The 17259-nt window shown below is 61.5% G+C and carries 16 protein-coding genes; 8 read left to right on the forward strand and 8 right to left on the reverse strand.

All coding sequences use genetic code 11. The annotated features are described in order from the left end of the window. Window positions 1–17 precede the first annotated feature (17 nt). The 3 genes from FP026_RS28030 to FP026_RS28040 all read right to left on the reverse strand — a co-directional run bounded on the left by FP026_RS28030 (window position 18) and on the right by FP026_RS28040 (window position 2157). Window positions 18–941 (reverse strand): bestrophin family protein, encoded by a 924-nt coding sequence (locus FP026_RS28030; protein WP_149637833.1) that lies wholly within the window; start codon window positions 939–941, stop codon window positions 18–20. Window positions 942–1071: 130 nt separating this feature from the next. After that, window positions 1072–1824, reverse strand: coding sequence for a peptide-methionine (S)-S-oxide reductase MsrA (gene msrA / locus FP026_RS28035; RefSeq protein WP_149637834.1), 753 nt, complete (start codon window positions 1822–1824; stop codon window positions 1072–1074). A gap of 123 nt (window positions 1825–1947) precedes the next feature. Next, window positions 1948–2157, reverse strand: coding sequence for a SlyX family protein (locus tag FP026_RS28040; RefSeq protein ID WP_149637835.1), 210 nt, complete (start codon window positions 2155–2157; stop codon window positions 1948–1950). Between the two features lie 235 nt (window positions 2158–2392). Here FP026_RS28040 and FP026_RS28045 point away from each other — a divergent pair, with 235 nt between their 5' ends. From FP026_RS28045 to FP026_RS28070, 5 genes are all read left to right on the forward strand, one after another. Next, on the forward strand, window positions 2393–3226 hold the full coding sequence (locus FP026_RS28045; protein WP_149637836.1) for a metallophosphoesterase family protein: 834 nt from the start codon (window positions 2393–2395) through the stop codon (window positions 3224–3226). Next, window positions 3223–4386, forward strand: coding sequence for an ABC transporter ATP-binding protein (locus FP026_RS28050; protein ID WP_149637837.1), 1164 nt, complete (start codon window positions 3223–3225; stop codon window positions 4384–4386). The genes FP026_RS28045 and FP026_RS28050 overlap by 4 nt, the downstream gene beginning before the upstream one ends. Next, entirely contained in the window at window positions 4379–5302 is a 924-nt protein-coding gene (locus FP026_RS28055) for a carbohydrate ABC transporter permease (protein WP_149637838.1), read from the forward strand. The genes FP026_RS28050 and FP026_RS28055 overlap by 8 nt, the downstream gene beginning before the upstream one ends. Further along, window positions 5299–6135 carry a carbohydrate ABC transporter permease gene (locus FP026_RS28060; RefSeq protein ID WP_149637839.1) on the forward strand — a complete coding sequence of 279 codons (837 nt, stop codon included), beginning with the start codon at window positions 5299–5301 and terminating at the stop codon, window positions 6133–6135. Before FP026_RS28055 ends, FP026_RS28060 begins: the two co-directional genes overlap by 4 nt. A gap of 138 nt (window positions 6136–6273) precedes the next feature. Then, on the forward strand, window positions 6274–7539 hold the full coding sequence (locus FP026_RS28070; protein ID WP_149637841.1) for an ABC transporter substrate-binding protein: 1266 nt from the start codon (window positions 6274–6276) through the stop codon (window positions 7537–7539). Between the two features lie 71 nt (window positions 7540–7610). Here FP026_RS28070 and FP026_RS28075 read toward each other — a convergent pair whose 3' ends face one another. After that, window positions 7611–8594, reverse strand: coding sequence for a substrate-binding domain-containing protein (locus FP026_RS28075; RefSeq protein WP_149637842.1), 984 nt, complete (start codon window positions 8592–8594; stop codon window positions 7611–7613). Between the two features lie 252 nt (window positions 8595–8846). Here FP026_RS28075 and FP026_RS28080 point away from each other — a divergent pair, with 252 nt between their 5' ends. Continuing rightward, entirely contained in the window at window positions 8847–9767 is a 921-nt protein-coding gene (locus FP026_RS28080) for a YncE family protein (protein WP_149637843.1), read from the forward strand. A gap of 194 nt (window positions 9768–9961) precedes the next feature. On the opposite strand, the gene FP026_RS28085 is transcribed toward FP026_RS28080, so the two are convergent. Further along, window positions 9962–11548, reverse strand: coding sequence for an aldehyde dehydrogenase (NADP(+)) (locus FP026_RS28085; RefSeq protein ID WP_149637844.1), 1587 nt, complete (start codon window positions 11546–11548; stop codon window positions 9962–9964). 224 nt (window positions 11549–11772) lie between these two features. Here FP026_RS28085 and FP026_RS28090 point away from each other — a divergent pair, with 224 nt between their 5' ends. Beyond that, complete coding sequence (locus FP026_RS28090) at window positions 11773–13284, forward strand: mechanosensitive ion channel family protein (RefSeq protein WP_149637845.1); 1512 nt, start codon at window positions 11773–11775, stop codon at window positions 13282–13284. Here the strand turns inward: FP026_RS28090 and FP026_RS28095 are convergent. The 3 genes from FP026_RS28095 to FP026_RS28105 all read right to left on the reverse strand — a co-directional run bounded on the left by FP026_RS28095 (window position 13281) and on the right by FP026_RS28105 (window position 16294). Next, window positions 13281–14804, reverse strand: coding sequence for a S10 family peptidase (locus tag FP026_RS28095; protein WP_149637846.1), 1524 nt, complete (start codon window positions 14802–14804; stop codon window positions 13281–13283). The genes FP026_RS28090 and FP026_RS28095 overlap by 4 nt on opposite strands. A gap of 179 nt (window positions 14805–14983) precedes the next feature. Then, the gene (locus FP026_RS28100; RefSeq protein ID WP_246665476.1) at window positions 14984–15688 is read right to left on the reverse strand and encodes an isochorismatase family protein; all 705 of its coding nucleotides are present in this window, start codon (window positions 15686–15688) and stop codon (window positions 14984–14986) included. 123 nt (window positions 15689–15811) lie between these two features. Continuing rightward, the gene (locus tag FP026_RS28105; protein WP_149637848.1) at window positions 15812–16294 is read right to left on the reverse strand and encodes a MarR family winged helix-turn-helix transcriptional regulator; all 483 of its coding nucleotides are present in this window, start codon (window positions 16292–16294) and stop codon (window positions 15812–15814) included. A gap of 76 nt (window positions 16295–16370) precedes the next feature. Here FP026_RS28105 and FP026_RS28110 point away from each other — a divergent pair, with 76 nt between their 5' ends. Further along, a complete protein-coding gene (locus FP026_RS28110) occupies window positions 16371–17234 on the forward strand; it encodes a haloalkane dehalogenase (protein WP_149637849.1) in 864 nt (287 codons plus the stop codon). Window positions 17235–17259 lie beyond the last annotated feature (25 nt).

Here is a 17259-nt window from a genome sequence, read left to right on the forward strand (position 1 = left end):
TATTTTTCGCTGATTTTTTACATCAGCACGAAATCCTTGGGCTGCGGCAGCGGCGGCAGGTCGGTTTCGCCAAGCGCTTCGCGCAGGTTGATCTCGATCGTATCGGCAAGGGCGCCGATGGCGAGAGCATTGGGTCGATGGCCGAAAGGATCTTCCAATTCGTCGCCCAAAGCATCGAGACCGAAAAAGGTATAGGCGATCAGCGCCGTCACGAAGGGCGAACCCCAGCCGAGCGTGTCGACATAGCCGAAGGGAAGCAGGAAGCAAAAGAGATAGGCGGTGCGATGCAAAAGCAGCGTATAGCCGAAAGGCAGCGGCGTGTTGCGCAGCCGCTCGCAAGCCGCCTGAGCCGCACCCATCTGGCCGATCGTGATATCCAGCATCTGATATTGGATATCCGAAATCGCACCCTCTGCCTTCAGCCGCGCGAGATCGGCGGACATCAGGCGCAGGATAAGGTCGGGCCGATTTTGGGCCGCATGATAGAATTCCGCCTCGCTTGGGGTCAGCAGGCGCAGCACCTTGCCCTCGTCGCTGCCTTCACGCAGAAGACAGACCAGCGCCTGCGCAAACGCCATCGTCAGGCGCAGCAGGTTCTTGCGCGCTTCGATGCCAGCCTCCCCTGCACTCTCCAGCACCAGCGTCTGCCGGGCGAAGCCGCGCGCGAGATGGACGAGCTGCCCCCAGTCGCGCCTTCCCTCCCACCAGCGGTCGTAGCAGGCATTGTTGCGGAAGCCGAGGAAGATCGAAAGGGCGATGCCGAGCAGCGAAAGCGCCGAACCGTTGAAAGAAATGATGAGGTTCGGCCGCTCCTCATGGCCCCAGACGATCAGCATCGACAGCAGAAAGATGGCAACGATCTGCGGTAGGATACGCCGGATGATCGAGCCGCGAAGGATAAAGAAAAGCTGAAAAAGATTCGGCCGGTCGCGGACGATCATGACGAAACGCACTCTCGATGAATGTCTGATGGCGCAGCAATACACCAGGCGAGCCGCGAGTAACGAGCATTTCTTGCAAGGCGGCCGTGACCGGCGGACATCGCTCGCCGGTCAGCCCATCAGCTATCGCTCAGTTCGCACCGGCGCTCGCCGTCACCAGAACCGGATCGGCGCGATAATCCCTAGGAAAGAGATGCTCAAGATTCTTGATCTTCGGCAGATCGTTGATGACGATGTACGGATAAGTCGGATGCGTCGTCAGGAAATCCTGATGATAGTTTTCCGCAGCATAGAATTGCCGCGCCGGCTCGATCTTGGTGACAACAGCGGCATCGAAGGCCTTGGCGTGGTTGAGCTGATCGATATAGGCCTTGGCAACGTCGGCCTGCGACTGGCTGGTCGGGAAGATCGCCGAACGATATTGCGTGCCGCTGTCCGGCCCCTGATAGTTCAGTTCCGTCGGATCATGGGCGACCGAAAAATAGATCTGCAGCAGGTGGCCATAGCTGATCTTGTGGGGATCGAAGACGATGCGCACGGATTCGGCATGGCCGGTATCGCCCGCACTCACCGTTTCGTAATGGGCCGCATCCTTGCTGCCGCCAGTATAGCCCGAAGTCGCGCTGATGACGCCGTTGACGTGCTGGAAGACGCCCTGGACGCCCCAGAAGCAGCCGCCGGCGAGCACCGCTGTCTCCGTGCCCGATGAACCTGCCTTTTCATCCATGCTCGGCGCGGGAACGATGCGTGCATCCTCGGCCGAAGCGCGGCCGACAAATTGCAGCGCAACGCCGCCAAGCAAGACGGTCACCGCAGTCAGGCCGGCAAAACGAGCAACGCGCGCTGAACAGCTTCGAATCATGTCCGTCGATAGAGTCTTCATGGTGATTACCTCTCGACCGCGATTGTAAATGCTCCGGTCACAAGGGAATACGGGAAGACAGACACTTTTGTTACACACGCCCGCGTGTAACACTGAAACGTGAACGCGGTGGCCGAGCGGCCCTCAGTAGTGCGGCGGCTTGGTGATACCAGGCGCGTCGAGCGATTGCTCCTCCAGCGTCAGAAAGCGCTCGGTCAGCCGGTCAAGTTTCTGCCGCGTCTGCTCCACCACCTTCCATTGCTCGGCAATTTGGTCGGAAAGCTCCTCGATCGTGTTCGCCTGGTGGGCGACCGTTTCCTCGAGTTTGGTGATGCGGCTCTGTTCGTCTGACATGTCTGATCCCTTTCACAACGATCTATAACATCGAGGCAGCTGCGTACAGTCCTGGAAGTCGGCGTGAAGCGGACGACGGCGCCGTTTGACGGCGATGTGACAAAACTGAAAAACAGCTGAAAAGACCCGTTACCTAACTGACATGGGGGCCTTCTAAAGAGAGCGCATAGACGCGCCCATTTGAAAGCAATCCATTCGACAGGCGCACCATTCTAAAAGACTGCGGAGAAGCGCCTTGAAGATCATTCAGATCACCGACACCCATTTGAGCCCCAACAAGCCGCATTTCAACGGCAATTGGGAGCCGCTGGCAAAATGGATCAAGGCAAGCGGCGCCGATCTCGTCGTTCACACCGGCGATCTCAGCGTCGATGGCGCCGACAAGGATGAAGATCTCATCTTCTCCATGGAGCTGATGCGGCAGGTCTCCGTGCCGATGCTGATCGTGCCCGGCAACCACGATGTCGGTCACCTGCCCGGCTCCTATCAGCCCGTCAATCCCGAGCGCCTGGAGCGCTGGCGCCGCCTCGTCGGCCCGGACTACTGGGCGAAGGACGTCGACAACTGGCGGCTGATCGGCCTCAACAGCCTGCTGATGGGCTTCGAAGATGCCGAGGAGCAGAAGCAGTTCGACTGGCTGCAGGATATGCTCGAAAGCCGTGGCGATCGCCGCGTTGCCCTTTTCGCCCACAAGCCGCTCTTCGTCGATGCGCCCGATGAGGGCGATACCGGCTATTGGAGCGTACGCCCGGCCCAACGCCGCCGGCTCTATGATCTGATTGCCGCGCATGACGTCGCTCTCTTCGGCAGCGGCCACCTGCACTGGACCTGGGAAGGCCGCTTCAACGACACGAACCTCGTCTGGGCACCGCCCGGCGCCTTCATCCTCGACAAGATGGAACGCGAAATGCCGGGCGAACGCCTGATCGGCGCCGCAATCCATGAGCTTGGCGAGACGGTATCGACCGAGCTCGTCGCCGTACCCGGCATGACCGCCTACTTCCTCGATGACGTCCTTATGGAAGTCTATCCGCAGGCCGCCCCCAAGACAAAGGAGCCGACCGAATGAGCGCGCTTTCGCTTCGCGGCATCGCCAAATCCTTCGGCGGCAACGCCATCCTCAAGGGCGTCAATCTCGACGTCCAACCCGGCGAGTTCATCGCCCTTGTTGGCCCGTCCGGTTGCGGTAAGAGCACGCTGCTGCGCATCCTCGCGGGCCTTGACCATGCCGATAGCGGCGAGATCATCCTTGGAGGCAGCGACGTATCAAGCGTTGCGGCGGCCGACCGCAACATCGCCATGGTCTTCCAGTCCTACGCGCTCTATCCGCACCTGACGGCATCGGAAAACATCGCCGTGCCGCTCGCCATGCGCCGTCTGTCGCGCGTCCAGCGCCTGCCCTTCGTCGGCTCGCTGATCCCCGGCCAGCGCGCCACCCGCACGGGCATCATCCGCGATGTCCGTGAAATGGCTGTTTCTCTGAAGATCGATCACCTGCTCGACCGCAAGCCCGGACAGATGTCCGGCGGCCAGCGTCAGCGCGTGGCGCTCGCTCGCGCCATGGTGCGCCGCCCCGCCGTCTTCCTCATGGATGAGCCGCTTTCCAATCTCGATGCCAACCTGCGCGTCCACGCCCGCGGCGAGATCGTCGACCTGCATCGCCGCGCCGGCGTTCCCACCGTCTATGTCACGCACGACCAGGCCGAGGCGCTGTCGATGGCCGATCGCGTTGCCGTCATGATCGGCGGGCAGCTGCTGCAGCTCGCCTCCCCTCAGACAATCTATGACGATCCGGCCCATGTCGAGGTTGCCCGCTTCGTCGGCCAGCCGCGCATCAACCTGCTGCCGGCGCTGGCGGAAAACGGCATCGTCGCCTTCGGCGGCATCCGTCTTGCGCTGGAAGACGGCAGCATCGCCGGCAACAATGTCACGCTCGGCATTCGCCCGGAATTCGTGCGCCTCGCCCAAAATCGGCAGGATGCGCTGGCCGCCCATGTCGAGCGCATGGAGTTCCTCGGCTCCGAAGTCATCCTCTATGCCAAGCTGGACGCCATCGGCGAAACCATGGTCGTCAAGCTCGCACCATCGGATGTCGCCGGCCTTTCCGCCGGCATGCCCGTTTCACTGACGCTCACGGCCGAACAAGCAATGGTCTTCGCCGAAGACGGCCACCGTTTGCGGGCTGCACCGACGACCGTCGACGCCGCGCGGGAGAAGGCGCATGGCTAGCATTGCCGCCACCTCCCTGCCGATGCAGGCGGCCGCGGCGCGCGAACGCAGCGAGGCCCGCACGGCTCTCCTCTTCGCTCTGCCTGCCATCATCCTGATCGTGCTTTTCATCATTGTGCCGATCGTCGCCGTCGTCGTGCTCGGCTTCACGGATTTCCAGCTCGGCGACAAGAGCCTGCGCTTCGTCGCCTTTGAGAACTATGCGCATCTGTTGCGTGACCGCGCCTTCATAAAGTCGCTCTGGAACACGGCGACCTATACCGCCATCGTCGCACCCGTCTCGATCGCGCTCGGTCTCGGCGTCGCTCTGCTCATCGAAAGCGAAGGTATCGGCCGCAGCTTCTTCCGCACCGCCTATTTCCTGCCCGTCGCCTCGCTGATCGTCGCGATGGCGACCGTCTGGCAGTATCTCTTCCACCCGACGATCGGCCCGATCAATGCGCTTCTGGCCGAGATCGGCGTGCGCGGCCCGAACTGGCTCGGCTCGTCGGGAACGGCGCTCTACAGCCTGTCGATCATCGGCGTCTGGCAGTCGGTCGGCTTCAACATGGTGCTGTTTCTGGCCGGCCTCACCGCCATCCCGCGCGAACTTTATGCCGCGGCCGAAGTTGACGGCGCGAAATCGGCCTGGGACCGCTTCTGGCTCGTCACCTGGCCGATGCTCGGACCGACGACGCTGTTCGTCACGACAATCAGCATCATCAATGCGGTGAAGGTGTTCGACACTGTGAAGGCCCTGACCGACGGCGGCCCGAACCATGCCTCGGAAGTCCTGCTCTTCTCGATCTACCAGGAAGGCTTCGTCTATCTCCGTGTCGGCTATGCCTCGGCGATGACCACGGTCTTCCTCGCCATCCTCGTGGTGCTGACCTTCCTGCAATATCGCGTCCAAGACCGGCAGGTGCACTACACATGACCTCGACAGGCTTCACTCCCGGCCGCATCCTGCGCCTCTCGCTGCTGATATCAGGCGCGCTCATCTTCCTCGCGCCCTACATCTTCATGATCTCGACCGCCGGCAAGGCGCAGGACGATATCTTCACCTCCGCCCTGAAGCTGATCCCGACGCATTTCTATTACGTCGAGAACATCGCCAAGGCGCTGAGCAAGGTTGACATGGGCACGCTGCTCTTCAACGGCGTCCTCGTCTGCGGCCTGATCTTCTTCTTCCAGGTGCTGATCGCCATACCCTGTGCTTATGCCATGGCGAAACTAAAGTTCCCTGCTGCGCGCATGATGATGGTGCTGGTTATGCTCGGCCTGCTGGTCCCGATCCATGCGACGGCGCTGCCGCTCTATGTCGGCTTCAACAGCCTGTCGCTCTTGAACAGCTATACGGCCCTGGTCGCGCCCTTCTCGATCTCGGTCTTCGCGATCTTCATGTTCCTGCAGTTCTTCCGCGCCATGCCTGATGACCTGATCCACGCCGCCCGTCTCGATGGCATGTCGGAAATCGGCATCGTCGCTCGCGTCATCGTGCCGAATGCCTGGCCGGCGGTCACCGCCTTCGCGATCTTCTCGGTCGTCGCACACTGGAACGACCTCTACTGGCCGCTGATCGTCATCACCAAGCAGGATTATTTTACGCCGCCGCTCGGCCTCATGTATTTCCGCGCCGCCGAAGCCGGCGACGACTACGGCGCGCTCATGGCGGCAACCCTGATCATTACCCTTCCCCTCGTCTTCGCATTCCTTCTCGCGCAGAAGCGCTTCGTCGAGGGCATCACCATGACCGGTCTCAAAGGCTGACCGGTTCGCCTAGAGCGGATGATCTTAGATCGAAGCGATCTAAAATCTGAATCCGCTCTAGAATCAAAGAAGTAGAGCATGATGTCGTCCGAAAACCGCAAGCACTTTTCGGCATCATGCTCGACAGGAGAACGAGCGATGAAGCATATCACCCAGATTCTCGCCGCCGCGGCCATTTCGATGGTCGTGACGGTCCCGGCCTATGCCGAAACGACCCTGACGGTTCATTATCCCATGCCCGGCTTCTTCAAGAACGTGATGGACACGATCTCGAAGAAGTTCATGGAAGAAAACCCGGACATCAAGATCCAGTTCGCCGCTCCCTCGGCCACCTATGAGGAAGGCATTCAAACCATCCTGCGTCAGGTCGGCACCAGCGAGATGCCCGATGTCACCTTCATCGGCCTCAACCGCCTGTGCATGATGGATGAGCGCAACGTCGCCGTCGACCTCGGCCCCCTCGTCAAGAAAGAGGGCAATATGGCTGAAAAGGGCTTCTCGGACACGATCCTGAAGCTCGCCCAGGTCAAGGGCAAGCAGGTCGGCCTCGCTTTTGCGACGTCCAACCCGATCATGTACTACAATGCCGATCTGGTGAAGGCGGCCGGCGGCAATCCGGACAACCCGCCGAAGACCTGGGATGAAGTCATCGCGCTCGCCGGCAAGATCAAGGCGCTCGGCAACGGTGTCGACGGCATGGACTTCCGTTGGCAGGGTGACGACTGGATGTTCTCCGCCCTCCTCTTCGGCGCCGGCGGCAAGATGCTGAGCGACGACGAGACGAAGGTCGCCTTCAACGGTCCCGAGGGCCAGAAGGCCGTCGAGATGATCCAGCGCTTCGTCAAGGAAGGCGGCATGCCGGTCTTCACTAAGGCTGCCGGCGAACAGGCCTTCGCTGCCGGCAAGGTCGGCTTCGAATTCCAGACGACCGGCGCGCTCGTCAATACCATCAAGAATGTCGGCACCAAGTTCGACCTGCGCACCGCCAAACTGCCACTGATCGACCCGGTCAATGGCCGCCTGCCGACGGGCGGCAACGCCGTCGTTATCCTGACCCATGACCCGGTCAAGGAAGAAGCTGCCTGGAAGTTCGCCAAGTTCGCCGCCGGCCCCTATGGTGCCTCGGTCGTCGTTCCCGGCACCGGCTATGTTCCGAACAACGAGCTTGCTGCTAAGTCCGCTGAATATCTCGGCGACTTCTACAAGAAGAACCCGCTGTTCCAGGCCGGCCTCAGCCAGATGTCGATCATGGTTCCCTGGTACGCCTTCCCGGGCGCCAACGGCGTCAAGGTCACGCAGACCATCGTCGACAACCTCTCGCGCATCGTCGACGGCTCGGCCACGCCGAAGGAAGCGCTCGACGACGCCGCTTCCGACGTCGAAGGCCTGCTGCCGCGCAGCTGATCTTTCAAACGGCACTGAAGATACCGCGCCGCCTCTCCCGAAGAGGCGGCGTTCTTATATGCAAAGGGATGTCAGGGTTGAATGGCGAGATTGCGCACCGTTCCACCCGCGCGCATTCGATAGGGCACGCTCAGATGACGCGGCGGCGCGGCGTTTTCCGCCATATCGAGCAGCAGCGAGGCGGCCGCAGCCCCCATCGTCCCGTCCGGAATTTCGACCGTCGTCAGTGAAACCTCCCCGAGAAAGCCAAGGGAAATCCCGTCGAAGCCGGCGACCGAAATATCGCGCGGGATCGAAAAACCCTGGCGCCGAAGCGCGCCCATGACGCCGAGCGCCAGAAGATCGTTGGAGGCGATGATCGCCGTCGGGCCGAAACGTGAAATAGCATCAGAGAGATCGAGCTGTTCCAGGCTGTTCACGAAGGAAATTTCGAGCGCATCAAGGGGCTGTTGCCGCGCCGCCTCCATCGCCCTGACATAGCCGTGATAGCGCAGTCTTGCCCGATCCGATGCCGAGAAGTGGCCTGATATGAACAGGATGCGGCGATGCCCCATTTGCAGGAGGTGCTCGGTCAGATCACGGCCGGCACCGAAATTGTCTGTCGCGACGGCGGCGGTGAAGCGGGCAGTCGGCAGATTGCCGAGCAATACGGTCGGCGGCAGAGCGGATGGCAGAACTAGGCTGCGTTCGGGATCGCAGAGCGTCAGGATGAGGCCGGTCGGCTGCTGCTGCAGCAGCGAGGCGACAGCATCAGCCTCTTGCGCCGGATCATAATTCGATTGCGCGATCAGCACGCTATGCCCGGCATGAAGGGCTCGGTTCTGAATGCTGGAAAGCGAAGCCGCGAAAACCGGATTGGTAATGCTCGGAATGAGCACGCCGATCGCCGGCCGGCCATTGCCGCTGCGGCTGCCGGCGCGATAGCCGAGCTCCGCCGCCGCCCGGCGCACGCGCCGCACCATCTCGTCGCTGACCGGACCGGTGCGATTCATCACCCGGCTGGCGGTCGCAACCGAACAACCGGCGCGAAAGGCGATCTGCTGGAGCGTCGACATGATATCAATCACCTCCGGCTTCGGTTTCAGCCTTCGACTGGTGCAGTCCATGGGAATGACGGGGATTTATATCAGACCGATGACACTTATTTGACAACCCTTCATCCGCGCCGCGACAATCCGGCCCTTGATATTTGTTGCGGTGCAGCAGATGGTCATCGTGATCGCAGCGGCGAATGATGCTGTCATCAACCGATGCCATGATTGCCGCGCTGTGATCCGCAGATCCGCTCCCTTTGAAAGGATGCTCTCATGTCAGAAGCAGAAGCACGGACGCCTGCCACCTCCGCCGACCAGACCGAACGATTGTTCTTCCTCGATATCAACGACGGACGAATCCTCTCCTCCGCCATCGACGGCACCGATCTCAAGCTCATCGTCCAGCGGCCGGGCCGCAGCCCGGACGGCATTCTCGTCGACAGCGAGAACGGCTGGATCTACTGGACGGAGATGGGCACGGACTACAACGCCCATGACGGCTCCATCGAGCGCATGGATCTCGACGGCGGCAATCACGTCACGCTGATCCCGCCGGGCAATACATTGGTCACGCCGAAGCAGATCCAGCTCGATCGCGACAACGGCAAGCTCTATTGGTGCGACCGCGAAGGCATGCGCGTCATGCGAGCCAATATCGACGGCAGCGACATCGAAACCCTGGTGCAGAACGGCGATAGCCCGGAAGAGAGCGCCGATATCGAACGCTGGTGCGTCGGCATCGCGCTCGATCTGCCGCTCGGCCAGATCTACTGGACCCAGAAGGGACCGCCGGATGCCGGCCTCGGCCGCATCTTCCGCGCCGGCATCAATATACCGGCCGGCGAAACCGCGACAAGCCGCAGCGACATCGAGACACTGCTGGACAAGCTGCCGGAACCGATCGATCTCGAACTGGATCTCGCCACCCGCACGATCTACTGGACCGATCGCGGCAATCTTCCACGCGGCAATACCGTCAACCGCGCCCAGATGGACGATATCGCCGCAACCTCCGAAGTCGTCCTCGAAGGGCTCGACGAAGGCATCGGCCTCTCGCTCGACCTACCGAACAACCGCATGTTCTTCACCGACATCGGCGGCAATCTCTACTCCGCAAGCCTCGACGGCTCGGGCGAGCGCGAACTACTGCACCATGCCGGCTCGTTCACGGGGATTGTTTACGCTGTGGTTTGAGGTTTCCAATCGACTTCAAGTCGTGGAATTGCCCCTCACCCTAGCCCTCTCCCCGTTTTGACGGGGAGAGGGAACGACCTCATACCCTCGCCCAATAGGTAGTTGAAGGGAAGGCTGTGGGTGCGTCTATCCCCTTCTCCCCGTCAGAACGGGGAGAAGGTGGCCGACAGGCCGGATGAGGGGCACTTCGCCACTCAATTGCCCTTGCGCACACCATCCAGCAGATGCGGCAACGACCTAACGCCACCATCGCGCAATTCCACCGGCAGCAACCCTTCCGGCAGATCCTGATAGGAAACTGGACGCAGGAAGCGGCGGATGGCCAGCGTGCCGACCGAGGTGGTGCGGCTGTCCGAGGTCGCCGGGAAAGGCCCGCCATGCACCATGGCGTGAGAGACTTCGACGCCGGTCGGCCAGCCATTGGCGAGAATGCGCCCAACTTTGCGTTCCAGCACCGGCACCAGCTTGGCGGCCGTGGTGTAGTCATCCGCTTCGATCTGCAGCGTCGCGGTCAGCTGGCCCTCGAGCTTTTCCGCAACCGCGATCATCTGGTCGACATTCTTGCAGCGCACGAGAAGGCTTGCCGCGCCGAAAACTTCGTGGCCTAAGCGCTCGTCGGCCAGGAACTGCTCCGCTTCTGTCTCGAAGAAGATGCCGGGGCTGCGATTGACGCCTTCAGCCGGCGCACCATGAGCGACGGTCTTGACCGCCTCATGCTCTGCCAATGCGGCAACACCTTTGTCGAAGGCGGCATGAATGCCCGGCGTCAGCATCGGTGCCGGCGCACGGCCGGTCAGGGCACCGCTGGCAGCCTGGACGAACCGGTCGAGATCGGGGCTCTCGATCGCAAAAAGCAGGCCGGGGTTGGTGCAGAACTGGCCGGCGCCGAGCGTCAGGGAATCGATGAAGCCCGTACCGATCGCCTCGGCGCGCGCGGCAAGGGCGGCCGGGAAGAGGAAGACGGGATTGACGCTGCTCATTTCGGCATAGACCGGGATCGGCTCGGGCCTGGCTGCGGCAATGGCACCAAGCGCCAGGCCGCCGCCACGCGAGCCGGTGAAGCCGACGGCCTTGATGCGGGGATTGCGCACCAGCGCAGCACCGGTTTCATTGGCACCGGTCAGCAGCGAGAACGTCCCTTCCGGCAGGCCGCATTGGGCAACGGCGGCGCGGATGGCGCGGCCGACAAGCTCGCCCGTGCCCGGATGGGCAAGATGGCCCTTGACGACGACCGGGCAGCCGGCGGCAAGTGCCGAAGCCGTATCACCACCAGCAACCGAGAAGGCGAGCGGGAAATTGCTGGCACCGAAGACGGCAACCGGGCCGAGCGGAATCTGGCGCAGGCGCAGGTCTGGCCGCGGCAGCGGCTTGCGCTCCGGCAAGGCCGGATCGACGCGCAGATCGAGCCACTCGCCCGAGCGGACGACCTGGGCAAATAGCCGCAGCTGGCCGACGGTGCGCGCGCGTTCGCCCTGCAGGCGCGCGACAGGCAGGCCGGTCTCTTCCGTTGCCCGCTCGATCAGCGCGTCGCCGATGCCAATGATGTTGTCGGCAATCTTTTCAAGGAAGGCCGCGCGCTGCTCCGGGCTTGTCGCGCGGTAGATATCGAATGCCTGGGCCGCCAATTCGCACGCTTTGGCAACGTCGCTTTCGCTGGCGATCGCAAAGGCCGGTTCCAGGTTTGCGCCGGTTGCCGGGTTGATGGCACGCGCGGTTCTGTTGTCGCCGGTGGAATCCGAGCCGATCAGCAGATCGCCGCGAATCTCGAAAGACTGTGTCATGGGTATTCCTTGATGATGTCGGAGCGCTGGGAGATGCGCTTCGAGAGCAGATAGCAGGATGGAATGACAGATGTAAGATGATAATCGTCATCTAATTATCAAGGTGCAAGCCCTGAGATCAAGGCGTCAGCGTCAATTAATCATACTTTATCTGCATATGGCGCTGCGGCCTCTTTCATGCCAATTTAGCGCCCATCCGAAAGACCGAGTGCGACCACGTCCCCATGTCCATTGCGCTTCTTGACGATCCGATCGTCCAGTTCTTCATTCTGGTTGTCGTCGGCACATTCGTCAGCCGCGTCATACTGCGTCGTCAGCGGGCCGGCCGTCTGATCGGCCAGATCGCCTTCTTCGTCTGCCTGACGGCACTTTTGTTCTATCATGGCATCGTCCCCTATGAGCCGAGCCCGCCTCAGGAGTCGGTGACGCTGCGCACCTTCACGGGCTTTGCCAAGATCGTCTGGTGGGTCAATGGCGCCTGGGTGCTGATTGCCTGCGTGCGGCTGTTCCTGATTTTCGAGCGCAAGCCTCGCGAAGGCCGGCTGCTGCAGGATCTGATCGTCGGCGTCATCTATCTCGGCGCCATTCTTTCCATTATCGGTAATGTCTTCAGCGTCCCGATCGGTACACTAATCGCAACATCGGGCGTCTTCGCCATCATTCTCGGTCTTGCCTTGCAGAGCACGTTGAGCGACGTCTTTTCCGGCATCGCGCTCAATCTCGGCCGCCCCTATACCGTCGGCGACTGGATCGTTGTTGACGATGATATCCAGGGCCGCGTCGTCGAAACGAACTGGCGGGCGACGCATCTCTTGAGCGGCACCAACGATCTGGTCGTTATTCCCAATAGCGTCCTTGCAAAGACACGGCTCACCAACCTTTCGTCGCCAGACGAGAGCCACGGCGCCACCGTCACCGTGAGAATCCAGCCGACCACCCAGCCGAACGTCGTCGCTGACGTGATGCAGAAAGTGCTGATCAGCTGCAATTCCATCCAGAAAACGCCCGAACCTTCCGTCGCCATCAGCTCGATCGACGAACAGGCGATCGAATTGCAGCTTTCCTTCCGCGTGCGCGAGATATCCCTGGCGACAACCGCCAAGAACGAGATCTACGATCTCCTTTACCGGCATGCGAAGGCAGCAGGCCTGAAGCTCGCCGGCCCTCCCGGCACGATCACCATTGCGGCGGAACACAAGACGGACACGGCCGGGGGACAGCAGAGCCCCGGCACGCCATGGCGGTTGCTCAACAACATCCCACTGTTCGCTTCGTTGACCGAGGACGAAAAGGAGCATCTGGCGACAAACATGCAGCGCCGCACCTATCACAAGGACGCCGTGATTGCCGAACAGGATGCTCGCCTGCGCTCGCTCACCATCGTCCGCTCGGGCGTGGTCAGCGTCACCCGTCGCGAAGGACATCGGCAGATCGAGCTGACGCGGCTCGCTCCGGGCGACTATTTCGGCGAAAACGGCTTGCTGATGGGCACGGGGGAAGTCGGAACGGTCCGAGCCCTGACCTTCGTCGTCACCTACGAAATCGGCGAGGATTGCCTGGCGCCCTTGCTGCATGACAGGCCCGCGCTCGCCGAGGAGCTCGGCGCAATCATGGCCAAGCGCATCGACGCCGAGCGTCACCTATTTGCCAATGCCGACATGCTGGTCCATGGCGCTCCCGTCAACTCGCTGAGCTCACGCATCAAGCATCTCTTTCAGCTGCAGCAGCATGACTAATTCGACTTTGCCGACGGCGCTGCCTGAACCTGCCCGGCATAAAAGGCCTTGGCATCCGTCGTGAACTGTTCGCGTGACGCCGGTCGTGTGTAGAACATATGGCCGCCCCGATAGAGCTTCAGCGCCACGCGATCGGCAAGGGCCTGCGGCAGGTGGTCGAGCACATATTTGTTGACGCCGAAGGGAATGACGAGATCGCTATATCCCTGCCCCACCATAATCCGGAAGGATGGCGACAGCGACAGCAGTTCCTTGAGATCGTCGGTGGCACCGGTGGTTGCTCGAGAGCCGCCGTTCCGCCCGCCCCATTTCCACTCGCTGTTCACGGCTCCCGATAGCAGCGTGTAGGTCATGTCCGTATGGAAGCCAAGCTCATCGCGGGCATAGCTCGAAAAGGCGCCGCCATAGGCACGGACGAAGCCATCGAGAACCGGATCGCCGCCATGCTCAGCCTCCAATTGCGGATAGGGATCCGGTGCCAGAAAGGAGGCGTCATAGGCACTCGCTATAGCCGCGCCGTTCCCATCGGAATGCTTGCGGTAGGCCCTACTGAGAAAACCCTGGTTCCTGGCGACGACATCTTCGGGAATGCCCGTCAGCTTCGCCACGCGGCCATAGAAGGCCCGGGCGGCATCGCCCGCCGGCGGCGGCCCGGCAAGAACGGGCAGATAGTCATTCAAGGCGAAGGTCTGGGCATCCTGGACCGCTTTCTCGCTGAAGGCATTTTGCCGTTCCAGCTCGGCCGCTGCCAGCGAAGGCAGCTCCAGAGCCGCACTGAGTGCATCTCCACCCTCACCGAAGACGAACCGGCCCTCCAGCAGGGGCGAAAGCATGACGATGCCGGAAATCAGAATGCCCTGATCCTCGCGCAGGCTGTTGGCAACCTTGACCGAGCGAAACCCGCCATAGCTTTCACCAAGAATATATTTCGGCGATGTGGCGCGGCCATTATGGCTAATGTAGAGCGCGATCGCTTTAGCCAGGCTTTCGGCATCGCCGCCCACACTATAGAAATCATTCTGATCATCGGGCTTCGCCGTTCGGCTCCAGCCGGTGCCGATCGGATCGATCAGCACGAGATCAGTGAACTCGAGCCAGCTTTGCGGATTGTCGACCAGCTTGGCATTGGCGCCATCGCGGCCATCCGGACCAAAGTCGACGATGCGCGGGCCGACCAACCCGAGATTGAGGAAGGCTGAAGCCGCGCCCGGCCCACCGTTGAAGACAAAGGTCACGGGCCGGTTCGCATCCCGGTTCTTCGCGACATAGGCGGTGTAAAAGATCGCCGCGCTGCGCTGGCCATCCTGGCCGAAGAGATCGAGCGTACCCGCCGTTGCCGTATAGGGGACGGTCTTGCCATCCGTAGCGAGCACGTGGTCGCTCACGGCATCCGGCGGCAGGAGCGAAAGCACGCCACCGCCGCCGGCAGTATGTCCCGGCTCGGGCGGTGCGGCGGATGCGGTAACAGATATCAGCGAAAAAGCCAGCACCAGGCCGGGAACCATCTGGCGAAAAGACATGAAATCGTATCCTCCAAAGGTTCGCCGCATAGAGGTTATTGCCGGCGATACTATGTCACAGACGACAACCACCGAAACTCAAGAGATGTTGATCGATGGATCGTCGAGCGCGGCACTTTTGGAGAAAGGAGCTCTCGAGGCCCCAGAGGCCGGCCGGCTGCAGGTCAGGCCGCGGCGGATCAGAACTTGATCCGGTCGATGCTGGTCAGCGTCGTCTTCTGCGAGACGCCGGGCGCATTGACCATGTGCCAGGCCACATATTGCTCGCCGTAAAGCTCGGTAGACGACATGCCGTCGATGGGAAGCACGATATTCATGCCGTTGAGCGCTGCGTCCGTTGCGGTGTCGAGCACCGCGCCCTCCGAGCCGGTGCCTGTCACGATCACAGTCTTGATGCCCTTGTCGGAGAGAATGCTGCGCAGGTTGGTGCCGATGAACTTGTCCGGCCCGGATTTGACGACCGGCTCGCTTGCCAAGGGTGCCAGCGCGGTCGCGATATCCTCCGCCTGCCCAACGCCCGCCAGACTGAAAACGACGAGCATCTCCTTGGCGCGGGCCTGATCGAGCAGGGTTTTCACCTTGGGCACGGAGGCGAGGCAGCGCGGCTTTGTATTCTTGTTGCAAGGTCCCTTGGTCGGGTCCTGCGCGCCGTTGAAATCGAGGATCAGCAGCGCCGTCGTCTTCGGATCGACGGTGACCTGCTTCAGTTCCGGCGGCGCCGGCGGCTTTACATTCTGCCAATCGTCGATGATCGTCTGCGCTGCTGCCGGTGATGGGAAGGCGGCGCTGAGGCCTGCACAAAGAACTGCAAAACCGGCGCATAAGGCAAAACCTGCTCTGCCTATCGCGCCGCCTCCGTATCGAAGTCCATTGCTCTTGTGCATCAGCGTCCTCATGGGTTTGACGATGGTGCAAGATTGATAGGCGAGAAACTGCGAGAGGGTAACGAAACTCTTCGTGATGGTCTTGCGGCGCGTTCAGCTGACGCCATGAGTGGCGGGAGCCATTTATGAGCCTCCATCGCCCATCGGGTCTCCGTCATTCTTATCGCCGCCGCGCAGCTTTCCCAGCAGGCTCTGCAGGGCTTGTTTGAGCGCATCGATCTCTTCCGAACCGGCAATATCAGACCAGCGCTGATCCACGAGACGGCCAGTTGCCACCGCAACCGGTCGCACGCCTTTGCCACGCTCGGTCAGGAAGACCAGCCTTGCCCGCCGATCGTTGGGATCCGGCCGGCGCTCCACATAACCAAGGCGCTCAAGCTCCTCCACCGCCTGCGTCATGGTTTGTTTGCGGACGTGGGCGAGCCGGGTGAGTTCGCTTACCTGAATTCCCTCGGGATGGATGAAGGTGAACACATTGGCATGCGGCGGCCGGATATCGCCGAAGCCGGCCTCTTCCAGAGCGGCTTCGACATCCTGTGTCCAATGTTGGTGCACGAGCCGCAGCAGCAAGCCCAGGGATAGATGGGTGGGAACGCAGTTTTCCATGGATATAGACAGGTACCTGACCAATATGATAGATAGACAGGTACCTTACCATTTCTTCCCAAGAGAGGATACCCATATGTCTTCGCTCGATGTGCTGGACTCGACTATCTTCTACGAGGATGCGGGGAGCGGAACGCCGTTCGTTTTCCTGCATGGCAATCCGACCTCATCCTATCTTTGGCGGCATATCGCCCCTGCCATTGCTGCACAGGCCCGCCGCCTTGCCCCCGATCTCATTGGCATGGGTCGCTCAGGCAAACCCGATATCGCCTACAGTTTTGACGATCACGCCCGTTATCTCGACGCATGGTTCGACGGGCTAGCCCTCGATGATGTCGTCCTGATCGGCCATGACTGGGGCGGCGCCCTCGCTTTCGACTGGGCCGCCCGCCATCCGGAACGTGTGCGCGGTATCGCCTTCATGGAAACGATCGTTAGACCATTGACCTGGGACGATCTCCCGAATGCGCGTCCTCGCTATGAGGTGCTGCGTTCGCCAGGCTCTGGCGAAGCGAAGGTTCTGGATGAGAATTTCTTTATCGAGCAGGCGCTGAAGGCCACGATCCTAAATGGGCTGAGCGCCGAGGACCATGCCATCTACCGCGCCCCTTACCTTACGCGCGAAAGCCGCCGGCCGCTGCTGGCCTGGCCACGTGCGATGCCGATCGAAGGTGAACCCGCGGAGGTGGTCGCGCGGATAGAAGCGTATGACGCCTGGCTTTCTCTGAGCCAGGATATCCCGAAGCTACTGCTGACTTTCGATGGTCCGCCTGAGACGCTGCTGATCGGTGACATGATGACAGGCTGGTGCCGGGCAAATATCGCCGCGCTGGAAATCGAAAACTGCGGGCCGGCAAGGCATGTCGCACCGGAAGATCAGCCGGAAGCGATCGCAGCAGCGATTTCTCACTGGGCCGAGCGTCACGGTCTACCGCGTTAACACGCGACCTTCGGGCAAGACGGTT

It is taken from the genome of Martinezella tropici (assembly GCF_008370325.1).
GTDB classification, from domain to species: Bacteria; Pseudomonadota; Alphaproteobacteria; order Rhizobiales; family Rhizobiaceae; genus Rhizobium; species Rhizobium tropici_B.

Coding starts and splice junctions, on each gene's coding strand:
- FP026_RS28100 (WP_246665476.1), bottom strand. CDS start 15,688: ATGCACAAGAGCAATGGACTTCGATACGGAGGCGGCGCGATAGGCAGA.
- FP026_RS28070 (WP_149637841.1), top strand. CDS start 6,274: ATGAAGCATATCACCCAGATTCTCGCCGCCGCGGCCATTTCGATGGTC.
- FP026_RS28085 (WP_149637844.1), bottom strand. CDS start 11,548: ATGACACAGTCTTTCGAGATTCGCGGCGATCTGCTGATCGGCTCGGAT.
- FP026_RS28105 (WP_149637848.1), bottom strand. CDS start 16,294: ATGGAAAACTGCGTTCCCACCCATCTATCCCTGGGCTTGCTGCTGCGG.
- FP026_RS28055 (WP_149637838.1), top strand. CDS start 4,379: ATGGCTAGCATTGCCGCCACCTCCCTGCCGATGCAGGCGGCCGCGGCG.
- FP026_RS28095 (WP_149637846.1), bottom strand. CDS start 14,804: ATGTCTTTTCGCCAGATGGTTCCCGGCCTGGTGCTGGCTTTTTCGCTG.
- msrA (WP_149637834.1), bottom strand. CDS start 1,824: ATGAAGACTCTATCGACGGACATGATTCGAAGCTGTTCAGCGCGCGTT.
- FP026_RS28030 (WP_149637833.1), bottom strand. CDS start 941: ATGATCGTCCGCGACCGGCCGAATCTTTTTCAGCTTTTCTTTATCCTT.
- FP026_RS28050 (WP_149637837.1), top strand. CDS start 3,223: ATGAGCGCGCTTTCGCTTCGCGGCATCGCCAAATCCTTCGGCGGCAAC.
- FP026_RS28040 (WP_149637835.1), bottom strand. CDS start 2,157: ATGTCAGACGAACAGAGCCGCATCACCAAACTCGAGGAAACGGTCGCC.
- FP026_RS28075 (WP_149637842.1), bottom strand. CDS start 8,594: ATGTCGACGCTCCAGCAGATCGCCTTTCGCGCCGGTTGTTCGGTTGCG.
- FP026_RS28060 (WP_149637839.1), top strand. CDS start 5,299: ATGACCTCGACAGGCTTCACTCCCGGCCGCATCCTGCGCCTCTCGCTG.
- FP026_RS28080 (WP_149637843.1), top strand. CDS start 8,847: ATGTCAGAAGCAGAAGCACGGACGCCTGCCACCTCCGCCGACCAGACC.
- FP026_RS28090 (WP_149637845.1), top strand. CDS start 11,773: ATGTCCATTGCGCTTCTTGACGATCCGATCGTCCAGTTCTTCATTCTG.
- FP026_RS28110 (WP_149637849.1), top strand. CDS start 16,371: ATGTCTTCGCTCGATGTGCTGGACTCGACTATCTTCTACGAGGATGCG.